The 15771-nt window shown below is 62.8% G+C and carries 14 protein-coding genes and 1 tRNA gene; 8 read left to right on the top strand and 7 right to left on the bottom strand.

Annotated features, from left to right (window positions below; translation table 11 throughout):
* Window positions 1–224: 224 nt before the first annotated feature.
* Window positions 225–506 carry a chaperone modulator CbpM gene (locus tag MPC4_RS08720; RefSeq protein ID WP_244628910.1) on the bottom strand — a complete coding sequence of 94 codons (282 nt, stop codon included), beginning with the start codon at window positions 504–506 and terminating at the stop codon, window positions 225–227.
* Window positions 507–1409, bottom strand: a complete 903-nt coding sequence (locus MPC4_RS08715; protein WP_174512167.1) for a DnaJ C-terminal domain-containing protein — start codon at window positions 1407–1409, stop codon at window positions 507–509.
* A gap of 488 nt (window positions 1410–1897) precedes the next feature.
* On the opposite strand from MPC4_RS08715, the gene MPC4_RS08710 reads away from it, so the two are divergent.
* The 3 genes from MPC4_RS08710 (at window position 1898) to MPC4_RS08700 (ending at window position 3306) form a co-directional block, all read left to right on the top strand.
* On the top strand, window positions 1898–2332 hold the full coding sequence (locus MPC4_RS08710) for a DUF1236 domain-containing protein (protein ID WP_134492158.1): 435 nt from the start codon (window positions 1898–1900) through the stop codon (window positions 2330–2332).
* Between the two features lie 102 nt (window positions 2333–2434).
* Complete coding sequence (locus MPC4_RS08705) at window positions 2435–3112, top strand: HAD family hydrolase (protein WP_174512166.1); 678 nt, start codon at window positions 2435–2437, stop codon at window positions 3110–3112.
* Between the two features lie 117 nt (window positions 3113–3229).
* A tRNA-Met gene (locus MPC4_RS08700) sits at window positions 3230–3306 on the top strand.
* Between the two features lie 176 nt (window positions 3307–3482).
* Here the strand turns inward: MPC4_RS08700 and MPC4_RS08695 are convergent.
* Window positions 3483–4691: a TIGR03118 family protein gene (locus tag MPC4_RS08695; RefSeq protein ID WP_174512165.1), complete on the bottom strand. Its 1209-nt coding sequence runs from the start codon at window positions 4689–4691 to the stop codon at window positions 3483–3485.
* Between the two features lie 907 nt (window positions 4692–5598).
* Here MPC4_RS08695 and MPC4_RS08690 point away from each other — a divergent pair.
* Both MPC4_RS08690 and MPC4_RS08685 read left to right on the top strand, forming a co-directional pair.
* Window positions 5599–5862 carry a helix-turn-helix domain-containing protein gene (locus tag MPC4_RS08690; RefSeq protein ID WP_174512255.1) on the top strand — a complete coding sequence of 88 codons (264 nt, stop codon included), beginning with the start codon at window positions 5599–5601 and terminating at the stop codon, window positions 5860–5862.
* Window positions 5863–5942: 80 nt separating this feature from the next.
* The gene (locus MPC4_RS08685; RefSeq protein ID WP_174512164.1) at window positions 5943–7670 is read left to right on the top strand and encodes a SulP family inorganic anion transporter; all 1728 of its coding nucleotides are present in this window, start codon (window positions 5943–5945) and stop codon (window positions 7668–7670) included.
* Window positions 7671–7720: 50 nt separating this feature from the next.
* On the opposite strand, the gene MPC4_RS08680 is transcribed toward MPC4_RS08685, so the two are convergent.
* On the bottom strand, window positions 7721–9244 hold the full coding sequence (locus MPC4_RS08680) for an aldehyde dehydrogenase family protein (protein WP_174512163.1): 1524 nt from the start codon (window positions 9242–9244) through the stop codon (window positions 7721–7723).
* Between the two features lie 300 nt (window positions 9245–9544).
* Between MPC4_RS08680 and MPC4_RS08675 the strand changes: the two genes are divergently transcribed.
* Both MPC4_RS08675 and MPC4_RS08670 read left to right on the top strand, forming a co-directional pair.
* The gene (locus MPC4_RS08675; RefSeq protein WP_174512162.1) at window positions 9545–10807 is read left to right on the top strand and encodes an SGNH/GDSL hydrolase family protein; all 1263 of its coding nucleotides are present in this window, start codon (window positions 9545–9547) and stop codon (window positions 10805–10807) included.
* 160 nt (window positions 10808–10967) lie between these two features.
* On the top strand, window positions 10968–11588 hold the full coding sequence (locus MPC4_RS08670) for a L,D-transpeptidase (protein WP_174512161.1): 621 nt from the start codon (window positions 10968–10970) through the stop codon (window positions 11586–11588).
* A gap of 83 nt (window positions 11589–11671) precedes the next feature.
* Here MPC4_RS08670 and MPC4_RS08665 read toward each other — a convergent pair whose 3' ends face one another.
* Entirely contained in the window at window positions 11672–12214 is a 543-nt protein-coding gene (locus tag MPC4_RS08665) for a GNAT family N-acetyltransferase (RefSeq protein ID WP_174512160.1), read from the bottom strand.
* Between the two features lie 100 nt (window positions 12215–12314).
* Complete coding sequence (locus MPC4_RS08660; protein ID WP_174512159.1) at window positions 12315–13313, bottom strand: alpha/beta fold hydrolase; 999 nt, start codon at window positions 13311–13313, stop codon at window positions 12315–12317.
* 329 nt (window positions 13314–13642) lie between these two features.
* On the opposite strand from MPC4_RS08660, the gene MPC4_RS08655 reads away from it, so the two are divergent.
* Window positions 13643–14122 (top strand): Hsp20 family protein, encoded by a 480-nt coding sequence (locus tag MPC4_RS08655; protein WP_134492103.1) that lies wholly within the window; start codon window positions 13643–13645, stop codon window positions 14120–14122.
* Between the two features lie 147 nt (window positions 14123–14269).
* Here the strand turns inward: MPC4_RS08655 and MPC4_RS08650 are convergent, their stop codons facing one another.
* Window positions 14270–15319, bottom strand: coding sequence for a threonine aldolase family protein (locus MPC4_RS08650; RefSeq protein ID WP_174512158.1), 1050 nt, complete (start codon window positions 15317–15319; stop codon window positions 14270–14272).
* Window positions 15320–15771: the final 452 nt, after the last annotated feature.

Below are 15771 nucleotides of genomic sequence, written 5' to 3'. Positions count from 1 at the left end.
ACGGGAGGCCTCTCGGACGAGTTTGAAGGCGCGAGCCAAGCCCCGATGAGCGAACAGCCCTGGCGATCGCGACTACTGAAAACAACCGTCGGACGCGGCTTGGAGCATGATCCTGGCTGTTGCGGCCGGGCGTAAAGGCAAGAGGCCGGCAGCGGCCTATCCCGCTTTGACGTCGCCGACGGCCTTTTTTGGCGATCAAGGGCGCGCCCTTGATCGGGTTTGCATCATTGGTCCGTCTGAACGCGATCCTGGCGCAGCACCTCCTGAAGCGTCCGCCTCAAGCCGTGAAGCTGGTCGATCAGATGGAGGATGACCGCGACGGCTTCATCGTTGACGCCGATATCCGTCTTGAGATCGCGGATGAGTTGCGCCCGCGCGACGTCCGTTTCGGAAAAATCTTCGGCCTCGCCCTCGCGTCGCGGGATCAGCCATTCCTCCTCGATCCAGGCTTCAAGCGTGTGCGCTTCGAGGCGCGCCCGCATCAGGAACTGCTGTCGGTCAATCATTCAGGCCTCCATGCCGGCACGCGGGTTTTGAGCTTTCCCCGCGGCCCAGTTCGTCACGAATGATTCAAGCTCCGGATCGCTCTTTTCAGGCAGCATGACTTTCAAGGTGACATATTCGTCGCCGCGGCTTCCGTCCGGGCGCGCGGCCCCCTTGCCTTTGAGGCGCAGCTTGCCGCCGGAGTTCGCGCCCCTCGGCACCTTCATGCTGACGGCGCCGGTCGGCGTTGGGACCTTGACCTCGCCGCCGAGAACGGCCTCTGCGAGGCTGATCGGCAAGGTCAGGTGAATATCGTCGCCCTCGCGCGCGAAAAACGGGTGGGGCCGCACCTCCAGTTCGACAAGCCCGTCACCGGGCGGGCCGCCGCCAAAACCCGGCTCGCCCTTTCCGCGCAGGCGAAGAATTTGCCCCTCCCGCGCCCCCGCCGGGATATTGACGTCGAGCGTCGCGCCGTCCGGCAGTCCGACGCGAGCCGTTCCGCCATTGACCGCCGTCAGAAAATCGACGGGCAAGTGATAATGAATGTCGCGGCCGGCCGCCTGGCGCCGGCGGGCGCCGCGCAGGATGCTCGCCAGCGTCTCATCGTCCATGAAGTCAGCGTAGGCCGACTCATTGGCGTAAGGATTGGCGCCAGGGCCCGCGCCAGCGTAATCACGATAGTATTGCTGAGGCGCCCGCTCGGCGCCAGAGGCGTCGATTTCGCCATTGTCGAACCGCTTTCGCTTATCGGCGTCGCCAAGCAGACCATAGGCCGAGGCAACCTCCTTGAATTCCTCTTCGGCTTTGACATTGCCTGGATTGAGGTCGGGGTGGAGCTTTTTCGCCAGCTTGCGATAGGCCTTCTGAATATCCGCCGCTGATGCGTTGCGCTCGACGCCGAGGACCTCATATGGATCTCTGCTCACGGCTTCTCCTTGAAGTTTTCGTCGCAGCGCGGCGCTTTTCCGCCGGCGGCCAGCATGATGGCGGAAACAAGTGCGGCTGTGTCAGCCAAAAAGCGTTTAAGCAATAGATTGAGCGACGCCCTCCGGCGCCGGGCGATGCCGGCGCGCCGCCCTGCGCTTAGTTGATCGAACCGGCCCTGTCGGTCAAGGCCCGGCTTTCCGATCGGCCGCCCCCCCTGACACTTGGTCCAAAAACAGCCCTTCACAAGGTTTTGACCGCGAAGCGAGCGATGCCGTTCCGCTGAAGCGCCAAATGCTTGAAGAGGCGCGCCAAACGTGCTTGACCAAGCAGGCATGTTGTGACGTTCGAGCCTTCTGGCAGGTCGGAAGACGCCAAACGCCTCACGGCCCGGACCTGTAGCGCAGCCGGAGCGGGGCCGTTATGACCGGCGCGCCCGCGACGCCGACAGCGTTGCAGAGTCCGTCCATCCGCAAGGGACAAAATCGTGATGAAAACCAAACTTCTTCTTCGCAGCGTTCTGTTCGCCCTGCTGCTGACGCCGCTCGCGGCTGAGGCGCAGAGCCTCTCGAGCGGCATCCAGAGCGGGGCCGCTGAGGGCGCCCGCTCAGGCGGCCCGGTCGGCGCAGTTCTCGGCGGCGTCGCTGGCGGCGTCATCGGCGGCGTCGGCGGCGTCGGCAACGCCGTCTTCGGCGCGGCCCACTGGCCGACGCTTCAGGATTATGTGCGCGAGGGGAACGTGCCTTCGCAGACGATTCGCGGTCCGGTCAGGATCGGGGAAAGATTGCCGAGAGGGCTGACCGTTTACGCCGTGCCGCCGGAATATGGCGTCGACAGGCGCTACAGCTTCTCGGTCGTGAACAACGAGATCGTTCTGGTTGATTCGCGCAGCCGCCGCATCGTCCAGGTCATATCGGCCGCCTGAGCGGCTCTGCCCGGTCGACTCATGCATGTGATTCGATCGGGCTCGCTCCGCCTCTCGAACGGCGCCGCCTTCGGGTTAGGTGAAACTGACTGACGGAAAGCCATGCAAAGCCCTCAAGGCTCGTTTCTGTTCGATCTCGACGGCACGCTGGTCGATAGCGTCTACCAGCATGTGCTGGCCTGGGACGAGGCTTTAAAGGCAGAAGGGATCGAGCTTTCGATCTGGCGCATCCACCGCAAGATCGGCATGAGCGGCGGCCTGTTCACGCATATGCTCTTGCGCGAAACTGAACTCGAGATCAGCCCGGAGCGCATCGAACGGCTGCAAAAGCGCCATGCCGAGGCCTATCGCAGCCGGGCGGACGCCATCCGCCCTCTTCCCGGCGCGCGTCAGCTGCTCGCCTATCTGACCGAGGCCGGCGTTCCGTGGGCGATCGCGACAAGCGGACGCATGGAGACGGCGGCCCCCGTTCTGGAAATGCTTGGCGTCGATTTAAAGCGCGTCGTCGTGGTCACGCGCGATCAGGTGAAATACGCCAAACCCGACCCTGATCTTTTTCTCACCGCCGCGGCGCGCCTTGGCGTCGAAACGCTTACCGCGACCGTCGTCGGCGACAGCGTCTGGGACATGCTGGCGAGCCGGCGCGCACGCTGCCTCGGCATTGGCCTTCTCTCGGGAGGCTATGGCCAGGAAGAGCTGGAGCGCGCCGGCGCCTATCGCGTCTATGAAGACCCCGCCGACATGCTGAAGCGCATCGACGAGGTGGCGGGGCGGGCGTAGGCCGGGCTCGCAACGGCGGCAAAGCACCGGCCGGGGCGAGGCGCTGAACTGCCTGCTTGACACAATTCGCCCGCATGCCTATGCCAACGCCTCGTCGCGCTTCATTGCAGCGCGCGGGGCGGAGTAGCTCAGCCGGCTAGAGCAGAGGAATCATAATCCTTGTGTCGGGGGTTCGAGTCCCTCCTCCGCTACCACCGCTCACCCCACTATAGCGGCCGTTTGGCGCGAATTTTGGCTCGGCGGCCCTCCGCCAGATACCCTCGAAGCTCGATATCGAGAGGGGACCGCGGCGCGACCGGATGCACGATGACGCTGTTCACAAGCTTGGGCCAGAGCTAACTTCAAACCGGATAAGCCTCAGGGGCCAAGGTCAGTCTTTGGATAGCGGCGTAATCGTGCCGAACAAACCATCGGTTTCGCCATTGGGCCCTGCCGTAAAATAGAGCGTGTCAGAACTCGATTTGGCGCCGCCGCCCAGGGTTAGCGTCCATAAGCCGTCGATTACCAGGGGCCTGCCGTAGGGGCCGTCGAGTTCATCAATAAAGCGTCCGCGCGAGTCGAACACGTTGATCTTGCCGTTGCCGAAATTGCCTACAAGGATCGCACCGCTAAACCGGCCGAAGGCGAAGGACGCCCGCGCGACGCCCCAAGGCGAGTTGAGCGGTCTGCGGCTGGCGAAGCGTCGCAGCAAATGACCGTCGGTGTCGAACACGTCGACGAAGCCATTGCCGGGGCCCGCCACGTCGTCATGCCTTTGCGCATCCTGTTTCGCATAGGTCACGAAAAGATCGCCATCGATGTTCTGTATGCCAAAGGGCGCGTAGCCGGCCGGGATCTCCGGATCCGTGAAGCCTCCGTCGGTCGTCGCGGGCGTGAATAAGCCGCCAGCGATAGTTGGCGGGCCGAATACATCAATCGTCCCGGCGCGGAAGTTGGTGGCGAAGAGGAACGCGCCATGAACATTGACGCCGAATGCGAGACCTTTGTAGACCGCCCCGCTTGCAGGATTCGGCGTTTTTGAATTGTCGACGGCAAGCACTGCATTGGTCGCAGGCGTAAGGCCACCAGCCCATGCGGAAACGGTTCCATCTTCAGTATCGAAGATGAAAACGGCCGCGATGCCCTTGGAGTTCGCCGGCGAGACTGTCCCGGGGACCACAAACGCCGATGACGGATTCCAGATCAAGCCGGTCGGCGCGGCAGGCGTAGGCTTCGGCGAGGGGGCCGGCGGCGGCTTGACGGTTTGGCAATCCGTGCTGGGCACGATGTTGCCGGGCAGCGGGATCGACACTTGGAGCGCCATTTTTACGCCGGTCCCGTCGTAAAGCGTTGAACAGCCAGTCGCGTTGTCGGCGATCCAGAAAGGACTGCCGGCTGGCGAAAAGGCGACGCCCCACGCATTCTTCAGCACTTGGTCCTGGAACTTGGCTTTGCCAGCTAAATTCGAGACGAGCGGGGTCACCACATAAGCGTTCCGCCCGTCGCGTGAATCCTCGTCGTCGGCGCGTACGGCGGTCGAGCCGGCGATCATTATCGCGGCGATCGCGGCGTATTCGATAAGTCGAATTATGCTCTTCATGCTGTTGTCCCCCATTGAATGACCACACAGCCACGGAATCGACAATTCGGGTTAAGGAGAGCCGATGCGCCGAGCAAATCCCACTTGACGGAATATTTTGCCCCCCGACCGTCACGATACGGGACATGGCATTTGCCCCCAAAACACCGGGCTTTGTTCCGGTTGCGGGTCGTGAACGACGAAAGGTGCGGTCGTCGGCGTGCGTTTAGGAAGGGCATCGCTGGGTTGCAATCGAACTCGCAACTTTCGCCATTGCAACGATAAGCCTTTTGCCTTTCGCAAACAATTGAAATAAAAAGTCACTTTCTAACTTAGAAGTTAGCTTAAAAAGCCAGCTGCCGAGTTGCCGTTGCGTTCAAACTCTACATAGAATCAAAGCGGCCAACTTAAATTAACATAACTTAGACGGGACGTTTCTTAGCCAATTTGGGAATCCATGTAGACAAAGCCGTCCTAACTCGCTGTTCTTGATCCCGTGTATAGAGGCGTCTGGGGTATCTAGGCGATTGTTGTTGAACGACCTAAAAGGCAACTGAAAATCGCAGTGTCTGTGTTTTGATTGCGCCCCTGGGTGCAATCCGGGCTGGACAGCCACCTCTTTCGAAAACGAAGCGAGTACAAATCGCGGCGCATAGTGAGTTTACGCCTGTAGCGGACCTCCCCCACCACCCTTTCCACCATGTCTCGACCGCTCACCGTTCATCTCCATCTGGCGAGTAATGAACCCGAACAGCGCAGCGCGCCGGGCGCGCCAAGGCTCGAAGGCGCGAGCCTCATCCTCGCTACGCCCGATTGGCCCGCTGCCGTCAGGCGGCCGGGAAGACTCATGTTAAATCTCCCTAGATTCATGTTGAAACCATCAATCATGATGCTATATGCGTAATAGCAAATAAACATGGGACCGCTCTTGATCACTGCCGCCCAGATGCGGGCCGCCCGCGCCCTGCTCGGGATCGACCAGCGCCAGCTTGCCGAGCTCTCCGGCATGTCGCTGCCAACGATCCAGCGCATGGAAGCCAGCGAGGGCAATGTACGGGGCGTGGTGGAGACCCTGACCAAGGTGATCGAGGCGTTCAATCGCGCCGGCGTCGAACTTATCGCGGAAGATGCGGCAAGTTCTGGCGGCGGCCGGGGCGTTCGATTCAAGGAGCCGGCGCCGCGCCCGGATTGACTTTTTTGAAACGCATATGACGGAGACCGCCAGGGCCTGAGCCAGACGATCCCGCGATATTTGATTGGGAGAAAATCGGCATGGCCGCCGGCATTTTGAACCCGAGTTTCGTCGAGCTCTTTACGCCCAAGCTCATCACCGTCCTGCGCGAGCGCTACGGCCTCTCCGATTTGCGCGCCGACGCCGTCGCCGGCCTCACCGTCGCGATCGTCGCCCTGCCTCTGTCGATGGCGATCGCCATTGCTTCGGGCGTGACGCCGGACCGTGGGCTCTATACCGCGATCATCGGCGGATTTTTCGTCTCGGCGCTCGGCGGCAGCCGCTTCCAGATCGGCGGTCCCGCCGGCGCCTTCATCGTTCTCGTGGCGGCGACGGTCGCGGCGCACGGCGTCGACGGTTTGATCCTGGCGACGCTGCTATCCGGGCTGATCCTGGTGGCGATCGGGTTCCTGCGTCTTGGCGCCTTCATCAAATATATCCCCTATCCGGTGACGGTCGGCTTTAGCGCCGGCATCGCGACGATCATTTTCGCGAGCCAGATCAAGGATCTGTTCGGCCTCACCCTGTCGGGGCCAGAACCCGGCCCTCTGATTGAAAAGCTCGGCGCTCTCGGCAAAGCCCTGCCGACGACCAGCCCGTCGGCGGTCGGCGTCGCGGCGGCGACCATCGCCGTCATTCTACTCATCCGGCGCTATCGCCCGCATTGGCCGGGCCTTCTCATCGCCGTGACTATCGCCTCCGCCGCCGGTTTTGCGCTCGGCCTCCCGATCGAGACCATCGGCACGCATTTCGGCGGCATTCCGAGAAGCCTGCCGGCGCCCTATCTGCCGGCGATGTCATATGACAAAATCACCGCCGTGCTCCCGGCCGCATTCTCCTTCGCCCTGCTCGGCAGCATCGAGAGCCTGTTGTCGGCTGTCGTCGCTGACAGCATGTCCGGGCGGCGCCATCGCTCGAACTGCGAACTGGTCGCGCAAGGCGTCGCCAACATGGCGTCGGCGCTATTTGGCGGGATCTGCGTGACGGGAACCATCGCCCGCACGGCGACCAATGTGCGCGCGGGCGCGCGCGGCCCGATCGCCGGCATGCTCCATTCGCTGTTTCTCCTGATCTTCATGATGGTGGCGGCGCCGCTCGCCTCTTACATTCCGCTCGCGGCCCTTGCCGGCGTCCTCACCATCGTCGCCTGGAACATGGCGGAAAAACACGCCTTTGCGACCCTGCTGCGCGCTTCGCGCGGCGCCGCCATCGTGTTGCTCGCGACATTCCTGTTGACCATCTTCCGTGATCTTGCCACCGGAATCCTGGTGGGCTTCAGCCTCGCTTCGCTAATCATATTGCGCCGCATGTCGCAATCGCTGGAAGTCGAAACTCTGGGCCCGATGGACGAGGACCAGTCCGATCGCAGCGAGGCGGGCGAGGCCTATGACGCGACGCTGACGACGGACCGCGACATCGTCGCGTTCCGGATCTCGGGAGCCTTCTTCTTCGGGGCGGCCGCCGGCGTCAGCGCCGTTCTCGACGAGATCGCCGAACAGCCGAAAGCCTATGTCATCGACCTCTCGGCCGTGCAGTTTTTCGATTCGACCGCGGCAGTGACGATTGGAGAATTCGCGCGCAAGGCGCGCCGCGCCGGCGCCCTCGTTTATGTTTCGGGCGCGAGCAAAGCCGTGCGCCGCGCTCTGCTGCTGCACAGCGACGGCGTCAGGCGCGTGCATTTCAAGGACGATGTGAAAAGCGCCGTCTCAGCCGCCCGCGCGGCGATCGCGCGGGCGCCCGTTGCACATGAGAGCATGAGCGTTCCATAACGAACCCTCATGCCCATCATCGTGGTTGCAACGCCTGATTCCTACCGCGTTTAGCCAAGGCGCGTCGTGATGGCCTTTGTCTCAAGATAATTCGACAACACGGCCTGTCCCATTTCGCGGCCCCAGCCGGATTGCTTGTAGCCGCCAAAGGGCAGCGCCGCGTCGAAGACGTGGTAGCAGTTGATCCACACCGTTCCCGTGCGCAGCCTGTTGGCGATCTGGTGGGCTCTTCCGGTATTGCCTGACCACACGCCGGCGGCGAGGCCGTAGATGGTGTTGTTCGCTTCCGCGATGAGCGCGTCGTCAACTTCGTCGAAGGGAGTGGCGACGAGCACGGGCCCGAAAATTTCCTCCCGCACGACTTTCATGTTCGGTTTGGTGTCGACGAGCACAGTCGGCGGCACGAAGTAGCCCGCCCCGCCAAGACCTTCGCCGCCGCAAAGCGCACGGGCGCCCTCCCGGCGGCCAGACGCCAGATAGCCGGTCACGCGGTCATACTGCACCTTGGAAACCAGGGGACCCATTTCCGTGTCGTCGCTAAGGCCGTGGCCGAGCTTGATCTTGTCGGCCTGCGCCGCGACGCCCTCGACCACCTTGTCGAAAATGTTCCTTTGCACGAACAGACGCGAGCCGGCGTTGCAGCACTGTCCATGATTGAAGAAAATCGCTGCGGTCGCGCCGGCGATCGCAAGTTCGAGATTGGCGTCGCCGAGAATGATATTTGGCGATTTCCCGCCGAGCTCGAGCGAGACTTTCTTGAGGTCGCGGGACGCCGCCTGGACGATCAGCCGGCCAACCTCCGTCGAGCCGGTGAAAGCGACCTTATCGACGTCCGGATGCTCCGCGAGAGCCGCGCCCGCCGTCTCGCCGAAGCCGGGCACGATGTTGACGACGCCGGCCGGAACGCCGGCTTCGAGGATAAGCTCGCCGAGACGGAGGGCGGAGAGAGGGGTTTCCTCGGCCACCTTGAGCACGACCGTGCAGCCCGTCGTCAGCGCCGGCCCGAGTTTCCAGGCCGCCATCAGAAGCGGGAAGTTCCACGGAATGATCTGGCCGACGACGCCGATCGGCTCCATACGGGTCATTGAGACAAACTCGGCCCCAGGAGCGGCGAGCGCCGAGATCGGGATGGTCTTGCCCTCGATCTTCGTCGCCCAGCCGGACATGTAATGGAACATATCGGCTGCAAGGGTCACGTCTGCCGCCTTGGCGACGGCTTTCGGCTTGCCATTGTCGAGCGCCTCGAGGCTTGCGAGTTCATCGGCGTTCTCAAGAATCAGATCGCCGATGCGATGAATAATGCGGCCCCGCTCGGACGGAGTCATGCGCGACCATGGCCCCGATGCAAAAGCGCGGCGGGCCGCCTTCACCGCGAGGTCGATATCGGCCTTATCGCCTTCCGCGACGCTGGCGATCGGTTCGCCCGTCGCGGGATCAAAGACATCGAACGTTTTGCCGGACTGAGCCTTGACCCATTTGCCGTCGATCAGCATCGGACGGGCCGTCGACAGCCATGCCTTGATAGCGGGCGGAACCACCGCCCTGGTCACTGTGATGTTGGCGCGGACGTTCATGCATGTTTCTCCCTTTTTGCTCACGGCGATGACGCCGCAGGTGAGCACAGCGGAGGCGGCTTCTCGAACGGGCCGCCGGTGTATGCGAACGGGGCGAAGGTATATGCCGCGAAAGGGCGGCCTCAAAGCGTAGCAGGAGGGGTGACGCATCAACTGCGCGCGATGTCGGCGCCCGCCCTCGGCAAGGGCGGAAAATCGGTGCGGCGCGCAATCAGGCTGAGCCTGAGCCGGAGGAATTTCACAACCTCTCCGGACGCGGAGGGGGGTGCGGCTTCAACGGAACCTGTCTATAATGGCGCAATGATCAGACCGTCTTGCGATCGTCGATCGAGAACGTCCCGGCTCGGCCTTCTCCGGCTTCATGCGCTGGCGCTCACGATCGTCGCGCTCCTCCTGCCCTGCGTCGGCGCGTCGCCCGCCCATGCGCAGGCAGATCCGTTCGCCTGGTTCACGCATTTGTTTCAGCCCGCCCCGCCGCCGAGCCGCGTGATCAAGCCAAGGCCTGAATTTCATCGCGCCGCGCCAAGACGCGCCTCGGAGCGGACAAGGCCTAGTAGTCGGCGCGATGAGCGACCGGCCGACAGCGCCACGGCGAAACCTGCGGCGCCGTCCGTCGCGCCGACCTATTTCGTCGCCGTGCTCGGCGACAGCCTCGGGCAAATGCTTGAGCAGGGCCTGACGGAAGCCTTCGCGGATCGGCCAGAGGTCGCGATCCTGCGCAAGGCAAAAGAAAACAGCGGGCTCGTGCGCGACGATTTTTATGATTGGACGAAGGCCGCGCAGGACCTTCTTGCGAGCGGCGAAAAGATCAATTTCGCCGTCATGATGATCGGCAGCAACGACCGTCAGACCCTGCGGGACGGCAAGGGCGGCGCGTTCGAGCCGCGTTCGCCGCAATGGGTCGAGGCTTATGCGCATCGCATCGAAACGATCGCTTCAATGTTCCGCGACAAGAAAATTCCGCTGGTCTGGGTGGGACTGCCCGTCCTGAAAAGCGAGCGTCTGTCCGCCGACGCCTCCGCCTTCAACGACCTTTATCGCGAATACGCCAGCAAGGCCGGAGCGACCTATGTCGACGTTTGGGAAGCCTTCGCCAATGACGCCGGCGAATACAGCGCCATGGGGCCGGATCTCAACGGACAGATCGTGAAGCTGCGGGCGGCCGACGGCATCCATTTCACCAAGGCTGGCGCTCGCAAGCTGGCGCATTTCGTCGAGCCGGATATCCGCCGCAATCTCGACGAGACAGCGCCGCGAAACCCTGAAAGTCCGGCGATCTCGGCTCCCGCGGAGGCGAGCCTGCCGCCCGCGGACGCGTCTCCGAACGGCGCCGCGCCAGGGGCGTCTTCGAGCGAACCGGCCGGCGCGCCCGCGCCGCCTCCCCCGCCAAAACCCATCGCCGGCCCGGTGCTGCCGCTGACCGGACCCGTGCGCGCGCCAGGCGGCGAACTCGCCTCTCGCGCGGCGAGCCCACAGGCGCCCGCGAGGCAGACTCTGCGGCAAGAGCAGCAAACCGATCCGAAGCCAGGACGCGCCGACGATTTCAGCTGGCCGAGGCCGTGACCCAAATCGGCGGCGCGAATGTCGCCGCATTCGTCGAAACGACGTCGATTTGATGGCCAGAATGCGAAATCTTTGCCATTGATCTGGAACAAACCGCACAGCTTGGGCGTTGGGTTGGCAGTCTTATGTCCTCGATGCTGTTGGACGGGGGTTTTTGGCAATGGTCATGATAAAGAACGTTCTTTTTTCCGCCGCCGCGGCCGCCGTGCTGATGGCGACGGGCGCGCAGGCTTTCGACTCTGGGTCTTCCTCCAGCCTCGTTCGGGGACAGGGCCAACCAGGGGCGCAGACGCAGCAAGCCAGTCTTCCAACCGAGCTCAACCGCGAGGTCGCCCCGACGCGCGCGCTGGTGCCGGATCCAACCGAGGAAAAGCCCGGCACGATCACGATCGACACCAAGAATCGGTATCTTTATCTCTCGCTCGAAGGCGGTCAGGCGATGCGCTATGACGTCGGCGTCGGCCGCGATGGCTTTGGCTGGCAAGGACGCGCCTATATCGGACGCCGCGCTGAATGGCCGACGTGGACGCCGCCCGCCGCCATGCTGAAGCGCCGCCCCGAGCTGCCGAGAACGATGGTTGGCGGCATCGACAATCCCCTCGGCGCGCGGGCGATGTATCTTTATAATGGCCACGGCGACACGATGTATCGCATCCACGGCACCAACGAGCCCGATACGATCGGCCAGGCTGTCTCGTCGGGCTGCATCCGGCTGCTCAACGACGACGTCGTCGACCTTTACGAGCGCGTCAAAGTCGGCGCTCCGGTCGTCGTTCTCTGACCAGTCACCATGATGAAATCGCAGCGGTCCTAGTGGCCGCTGTTAGCTTGCCGGACGCGCGCTTTGAGGCGTGAAAAACGCGGTCATTTCGTCGCATCTAAGGCGAGCGTCACATGAATGATGTCGTCTTCGCGACGCAGCCTGACCGGCGCGTCGGCATGGCGGAAGACGGCGAGCATCGGCTGGTTGTCAGCCAGCACATCGGCTTCCAGTCGCGCGACGCCTTTTTGCCGCGCAATCTCAATGAGCCGCCGCAAGAGGTCGCTCGCGACGCCAAGCCCCTGATATTCCTCTTCTACCGTAAAGGCGAGGTCGGCGCTATTCAGCGGATGGGCCGGATCGATCGCGAAGTAACTCGCTCCGCCGATAACCATCTCGTCTTCGCCTTTGCCGATCGTGACCAGCAAAGCCACATCGCGATCAAAGTCGACCCCGGTTATATGAGAGAGTTCGGCGTCGCTGACGTCGCTCTTGTGCCCGAAGAACCGGCTATAGACTGTATCTGGACTAAGACCCTTGAATGCCTTGTGAATTTTAGGCCCGTCGTCAGGGCGGACCGCCCGGACGGCGACCATCGTTCCATCCTTCAGGGTCCTTTCGGCGACATAGTTTCGTAGCTGCTCCACGCTCATCCTCCAGCGCGCCGGGCCCCGGCGACCAGGACGGCGCAGGTCCCATCACGGCGACGCGAAACCATCGAATTTTCTCCTCGGCCGCGTCTTAGCCTCATGCGTCGTCGCGCGCCGACGCTGATGCGAGACTTGTCGCAAAGGGATCGACGCCTTTGAGCGAACCCGGAACGAAGGCGTCGAACGCCGCCCAGAACTGTTCGCGTATGGCTTCCCTTTCGAGCATGATCTCGTGTTGCGCGTGGCGCAGCGTAATGCAGCGGCCGGCCTTCAACCGGCAGGCGAATGCTTCCGTCGCCCGCGTGTCGACAACGGCGTCGGCGCCGGCGCCGATGATGAGGACCGGCGTCAAAACCCGGCGGGGATATTCCGCGTCCCTGAAACGCCCCATCAGGCGGAACGCCGCATTGGCCCAACCGATCGTCGGGGCGCCAATTGCAATCTCCGGCCAGGCCGCGACGACCGATGCGACACGGCCGAAGCGAAGATGGTCCGAGGTCAGGACGTTTCCGTTAAAGGATCGCGCCAGATACGGCGTTGCGCCGCCCGCCCCCGGCGCGAAAGCGCGACCAAGGCCGAGCCCGGCAAGGCCGCGCGCAAGACTATGCGCAAGGCGGGCGAAGCGAAGCTGATACAGATCGATCATCGGAGCGGTGAGCACAATGCGCTCGAAGGCCGAGCGCCCGGCGCGCGCCTGATCGAGCAGAATGGCGCCGGCCATCGAATGGCCGAGCGCAAAAAACGGCAGCCGTCCGAACGGTTCGAGGATTTCGCCACGCAAGGCTTCGAGATCACGTTGATAAGCGGAAAAATGCCCGACATGGCCCTTCGCGGGGTGCGAAGTCAGGCGATCCGAGCCGCCTTGCCCGCGCCAGTCCATGACGACGACGTCGAAGTTCCGGGCAAGCAATTCCGCGACGACCTCAGCATATTTTTCGATGAATTCGGCCCGGCCGGGAAGGATCGTCACGGTGCCGGCGCAAGTCTCGCCGCAACTCCACCGCGCGACGCGCAGAGCGATGCCGTCCTTCGTCCGGATCCGGGACACGACGGCGCCAGGCGGGATGGGGTTCGCCTCGGTGATGCAAAGGTTCATCGTCCAATCCGTGTCAATCTTCGCAATTGGCTGAAGCCAGGCATCATTTCCGAAAAGCTGATGCCGGTTCCGCGAATGAAAATAATGCGAAATCAAAGAGTCCCAGGCAAGATTGAGTTGGCGCGCCAACGCAATCCGGCTTCGGTGAGCGCGCGCTCCTCGCCAATTTTTGAAGCAAGGCTTCGTCCCTCTTGCAACGGGCAGCCCATTTCTTACATCATTTTTGCGCGGGCCGCTTACGGACGCGCAAAGCCGGCCAGGTTCGGAGCAAGAGACTCCACGATGGCCGCCTTAAGAACGTGTCGCTTCAATTCAAGGAGGATATGCAGATGCGCCAGTTTGATCTTTCTCCCCTTTATCGCTCGACGATTGGTTTCGACCGCCTGTTCAACATGATCGACCAAGCCGCCGGCTATGACGCCGCGCCGAGCTACCCGCCCTATGACATCGAACGCACGGGCGAAGATTCGTATCGGATTTCCATCGCCGTCGCGGGCTTTGCCGAAAAGGATCTCTCGGTCGAGACCCGGGATAATACTCTGAGCGTTCGCGGCGCGCGTGGCGCGCAGGCTGAAGGGGAAGCTCCCAAGGCCGAGGTGCTCTATCGCGGCATTGCGTCCCGCTCCTTCGAGCGCCGGTTCCAGCTCGCGGAGCATGTTCACGTAACCAACGCCAGCCTCGAAAACGGCCTGCTTCACATCGATCTGCTGCGGGAAGTTCCGGAAGCGCGCAAACCGCGTCAAATCCCGATCGGCGCGGCCAAGGCGGAAGCCGGCCCTCAGATCGTCTCAGCACAGCAAGCCGCCTGATTTCCGCAAGATTGGAATCAATCGGGCCGGAGGATGATTGAGTTCAGCCGAACCGAACTTGGATCAGCTCTCTGTTCCGAAAGAAGAGTTCCCGCCGGGAGCGATTCGAGGCGCCTCATTCGAGGCGCCTTTTTTTCGATTCAAAGCTCAGCCTCCTGCGAGTGCGATCAGCTTTTCGACATCCGACGCCGAGGTTGCAAAGGACGTCACCAGCCGGACGAAGACTTCATCTTCCGCGCGCTGCTCGCCGAAATCGCGCATGGTCCAGTCATAATAGCGAACGCCCGCCGCTCGCAGGGCCGCGTCGGTCTTCCCCGGCAGAAATGCAAAGACCTCATTCGCCTGCCTCGGCCAGGGCAGTCGCGCGCCTGGCGCCCTGGCGAGACCCGCCGCCAGACGGGCCGCATGCTCATTGGCTGTGCGGGCGTTGACGAGCCAATGGCCATCCTCGAGATAAGCCGCCATCTGCGCGCCGAGAAAACGCCCCTTCGAGACCGTATGGCCGCTCCGTTTACGCTGAAAGGGCAGCGTGTGCGCCTTGGCTGGATCGAAAACGAGCACCGCCTCGCAGGCCAGCGCGCCGTTCTTCGTCGCCCCGAAGGAAAGCACGTCGATCCCGGCTTTCCAGCTCATTTCAGCAGGCGCGCAGTCAAGAGTCGTCAATGCGTTGGCGAAACGCGCGCCATCCATGTGCACGCCAAGGCCGGCTGCATGCGCGATCGCCGAAAGCTCGGCCAGCTCGGCGCAGCTATAGACGGCGCCGCACTCTGTCGCCTGAGACAGCGACAAAGCCGCGGGCTGGACCTGTTTCACGAGTCCGCGCGGAAAGGCTTTGAGAGCCGCCGCGAGATCCTTCGCCGCGATCTTGCCCGCGCGTCCCTTGACGCCGATCAGCTTCGCGCCTCCCGTGAACATTTCCGGCGCGCCGCATTCATCCTCCATGACATGCGCCGTCTCGTGACAGAAGACGGCTCCCCAGGGCGGGCAAAGAGCGCCGAGCGCGAGCGCGTTCGCGGCTGTGCCGGTCGCAACGAGAAAGACGGCGACATCGGTTTCGAAGATGGCGCTCAGGAGGGCGACGGCTTTGGCCGTGAACGGATCCGCGCCATAAGCGGGAGAGGCCCCCTGATTCGTCGCCATCATCGCGTTGAAGATCGGCTGACTGACCCCGGCGGCATTGTCGCTCGTAAAATCCATTGGGCCTCATAATTCTGGCAAGACGGCTCGCCGATCAGCAGCAGAACGCGGCAGCGGTTATCGGTCAAGCTGGCGCGGCGTCGCGGGCGCAAGTCATGGCATCCAAATTGCTAAGATTGGCAAGGATTTGAGAAAATCAAACTCTATTGCGCCGCCATACGAGGAAATGACGCCCATCGCGGCGCAGCCCTCTTGTTAACGCCGATCAAATGACCTATTTTCCCATTCCGGATAGGACAGTGATACTGACGTGTTTCCGCTATCCGCGGCGCGCCGGCCTGGCCATGTTCTCCATGGAAACATCTCCGTCTGGCGGCTCGGCGCAGGCTGAGCATTCTTCTCGCCTGCTTCCGGTCTTGTCGCGGACGCACGCTCGTTGAGGGTCGAAATAATAAGGGCTATCGTCCGCGGGCGATGCGACAGCGGCGAAAGACCGCGCGAGAGGAACCATG

The organism is Methylocella tundrae (genome assembly GCF_901905185.1).
Taxonomy (GTDB): Bacteria; Pseudomonadota; Alphaproteobacteria; order Rhizobiales; family Beijerinckiaceae; genus Methylocapsa; species Methylocapsa tundrae.
The sequence above is the reverse complement of the archived record's forward strand: the minus strand, read 5'-3'. Positions and strand labels throughout refer to the sequence as shown.

What these genes read in the sequence shown, in the direction of transcription:
- MPC4_RS08720 (WP_244628910.1), bottom strand. Translation starts at nt 506, where the DNA reads ATGATTGACCGACAGCAGTTCCTGATGCGGGCGCGCCTCGAAGCGCAC.
- MPC4_RS08710 (WP_134492158.1), top strand. Translation starts at nt 1,898, where the DNA reads ATGAAAACCAAACTTCTTCTTCGCAGCGTTCTGTTCGCCCTGCTGCTG.
- MPC4_RS08705 (WP_174512166.1), top strand. Translation starts at nt 2,435, where the DNA reads ATGCAAAGCCCTCAAGGCTCGTTTCTGTTCGATCTCGACGGCACGCTG.
- MPC4_RS08695 (WP_174512165.1), bottom strand. Translation starts at nt 4,691, where the DNA reads ATGAAGAGCATAATTCGACTTATCGAATACGCCGCGATCGCCGCGATA.
- MPC4_RS08685 (WP_174512164.1), top strand. Translation starts at nt 5,943, where the DNA reads ATGGCCGCCGGCATTTTGAACCCGAGTTTCGTCGAGCTCTTTACGCCC.
- MPC4_RS08680 (WP_174512163.1), bottom strand. Translation starts at nt 9,244, where the DNA reads ATGAACGTCCGCGCCAACATCACAGTGACCAGGGCGGTGGTTCCGCCC.
- MPC4_RS08675 (WP_174512162.1), top strand. Translation starts at nt 9,545, where the DNA reads ATGATCAGACCGTCTTGCGATCGTCGATCGAGAACGTCCCGGCTCGGC.
- MPC4_RS08670 (WP_174512161.1), top strand. Translation starts at nt 10,968, where the DNA reads ATGGTCATGATAAAGAACGTTCTTTTTTCCGCCGCCGCGGCCGCCGTG.
- MPC4_RS08660 (WP_174512159.1), bottom strand. Translation starts at nt 13,313, where the DNA reads ATGAACCTTTGCATCACCGAGGCGAACCCCATCCCGCCTGGCGCCGTC.
- MPC4_RS08655 (WP_134492103.1), top strand. Translation starts at nt 13,643, where the DNA reads ATGCGCCAGTTTGATCTTTCTCCCCTTTATCGCTCGACGATTGGTTTC.
- MPC4_RS08650 (WP_174512158.1), bottom strand. Translation starts at nt 15,319, where the DNA reads ATGGATTTTACGAGCGACAATGCCGCCGGGGTCAGTCAGCCGATCTTC.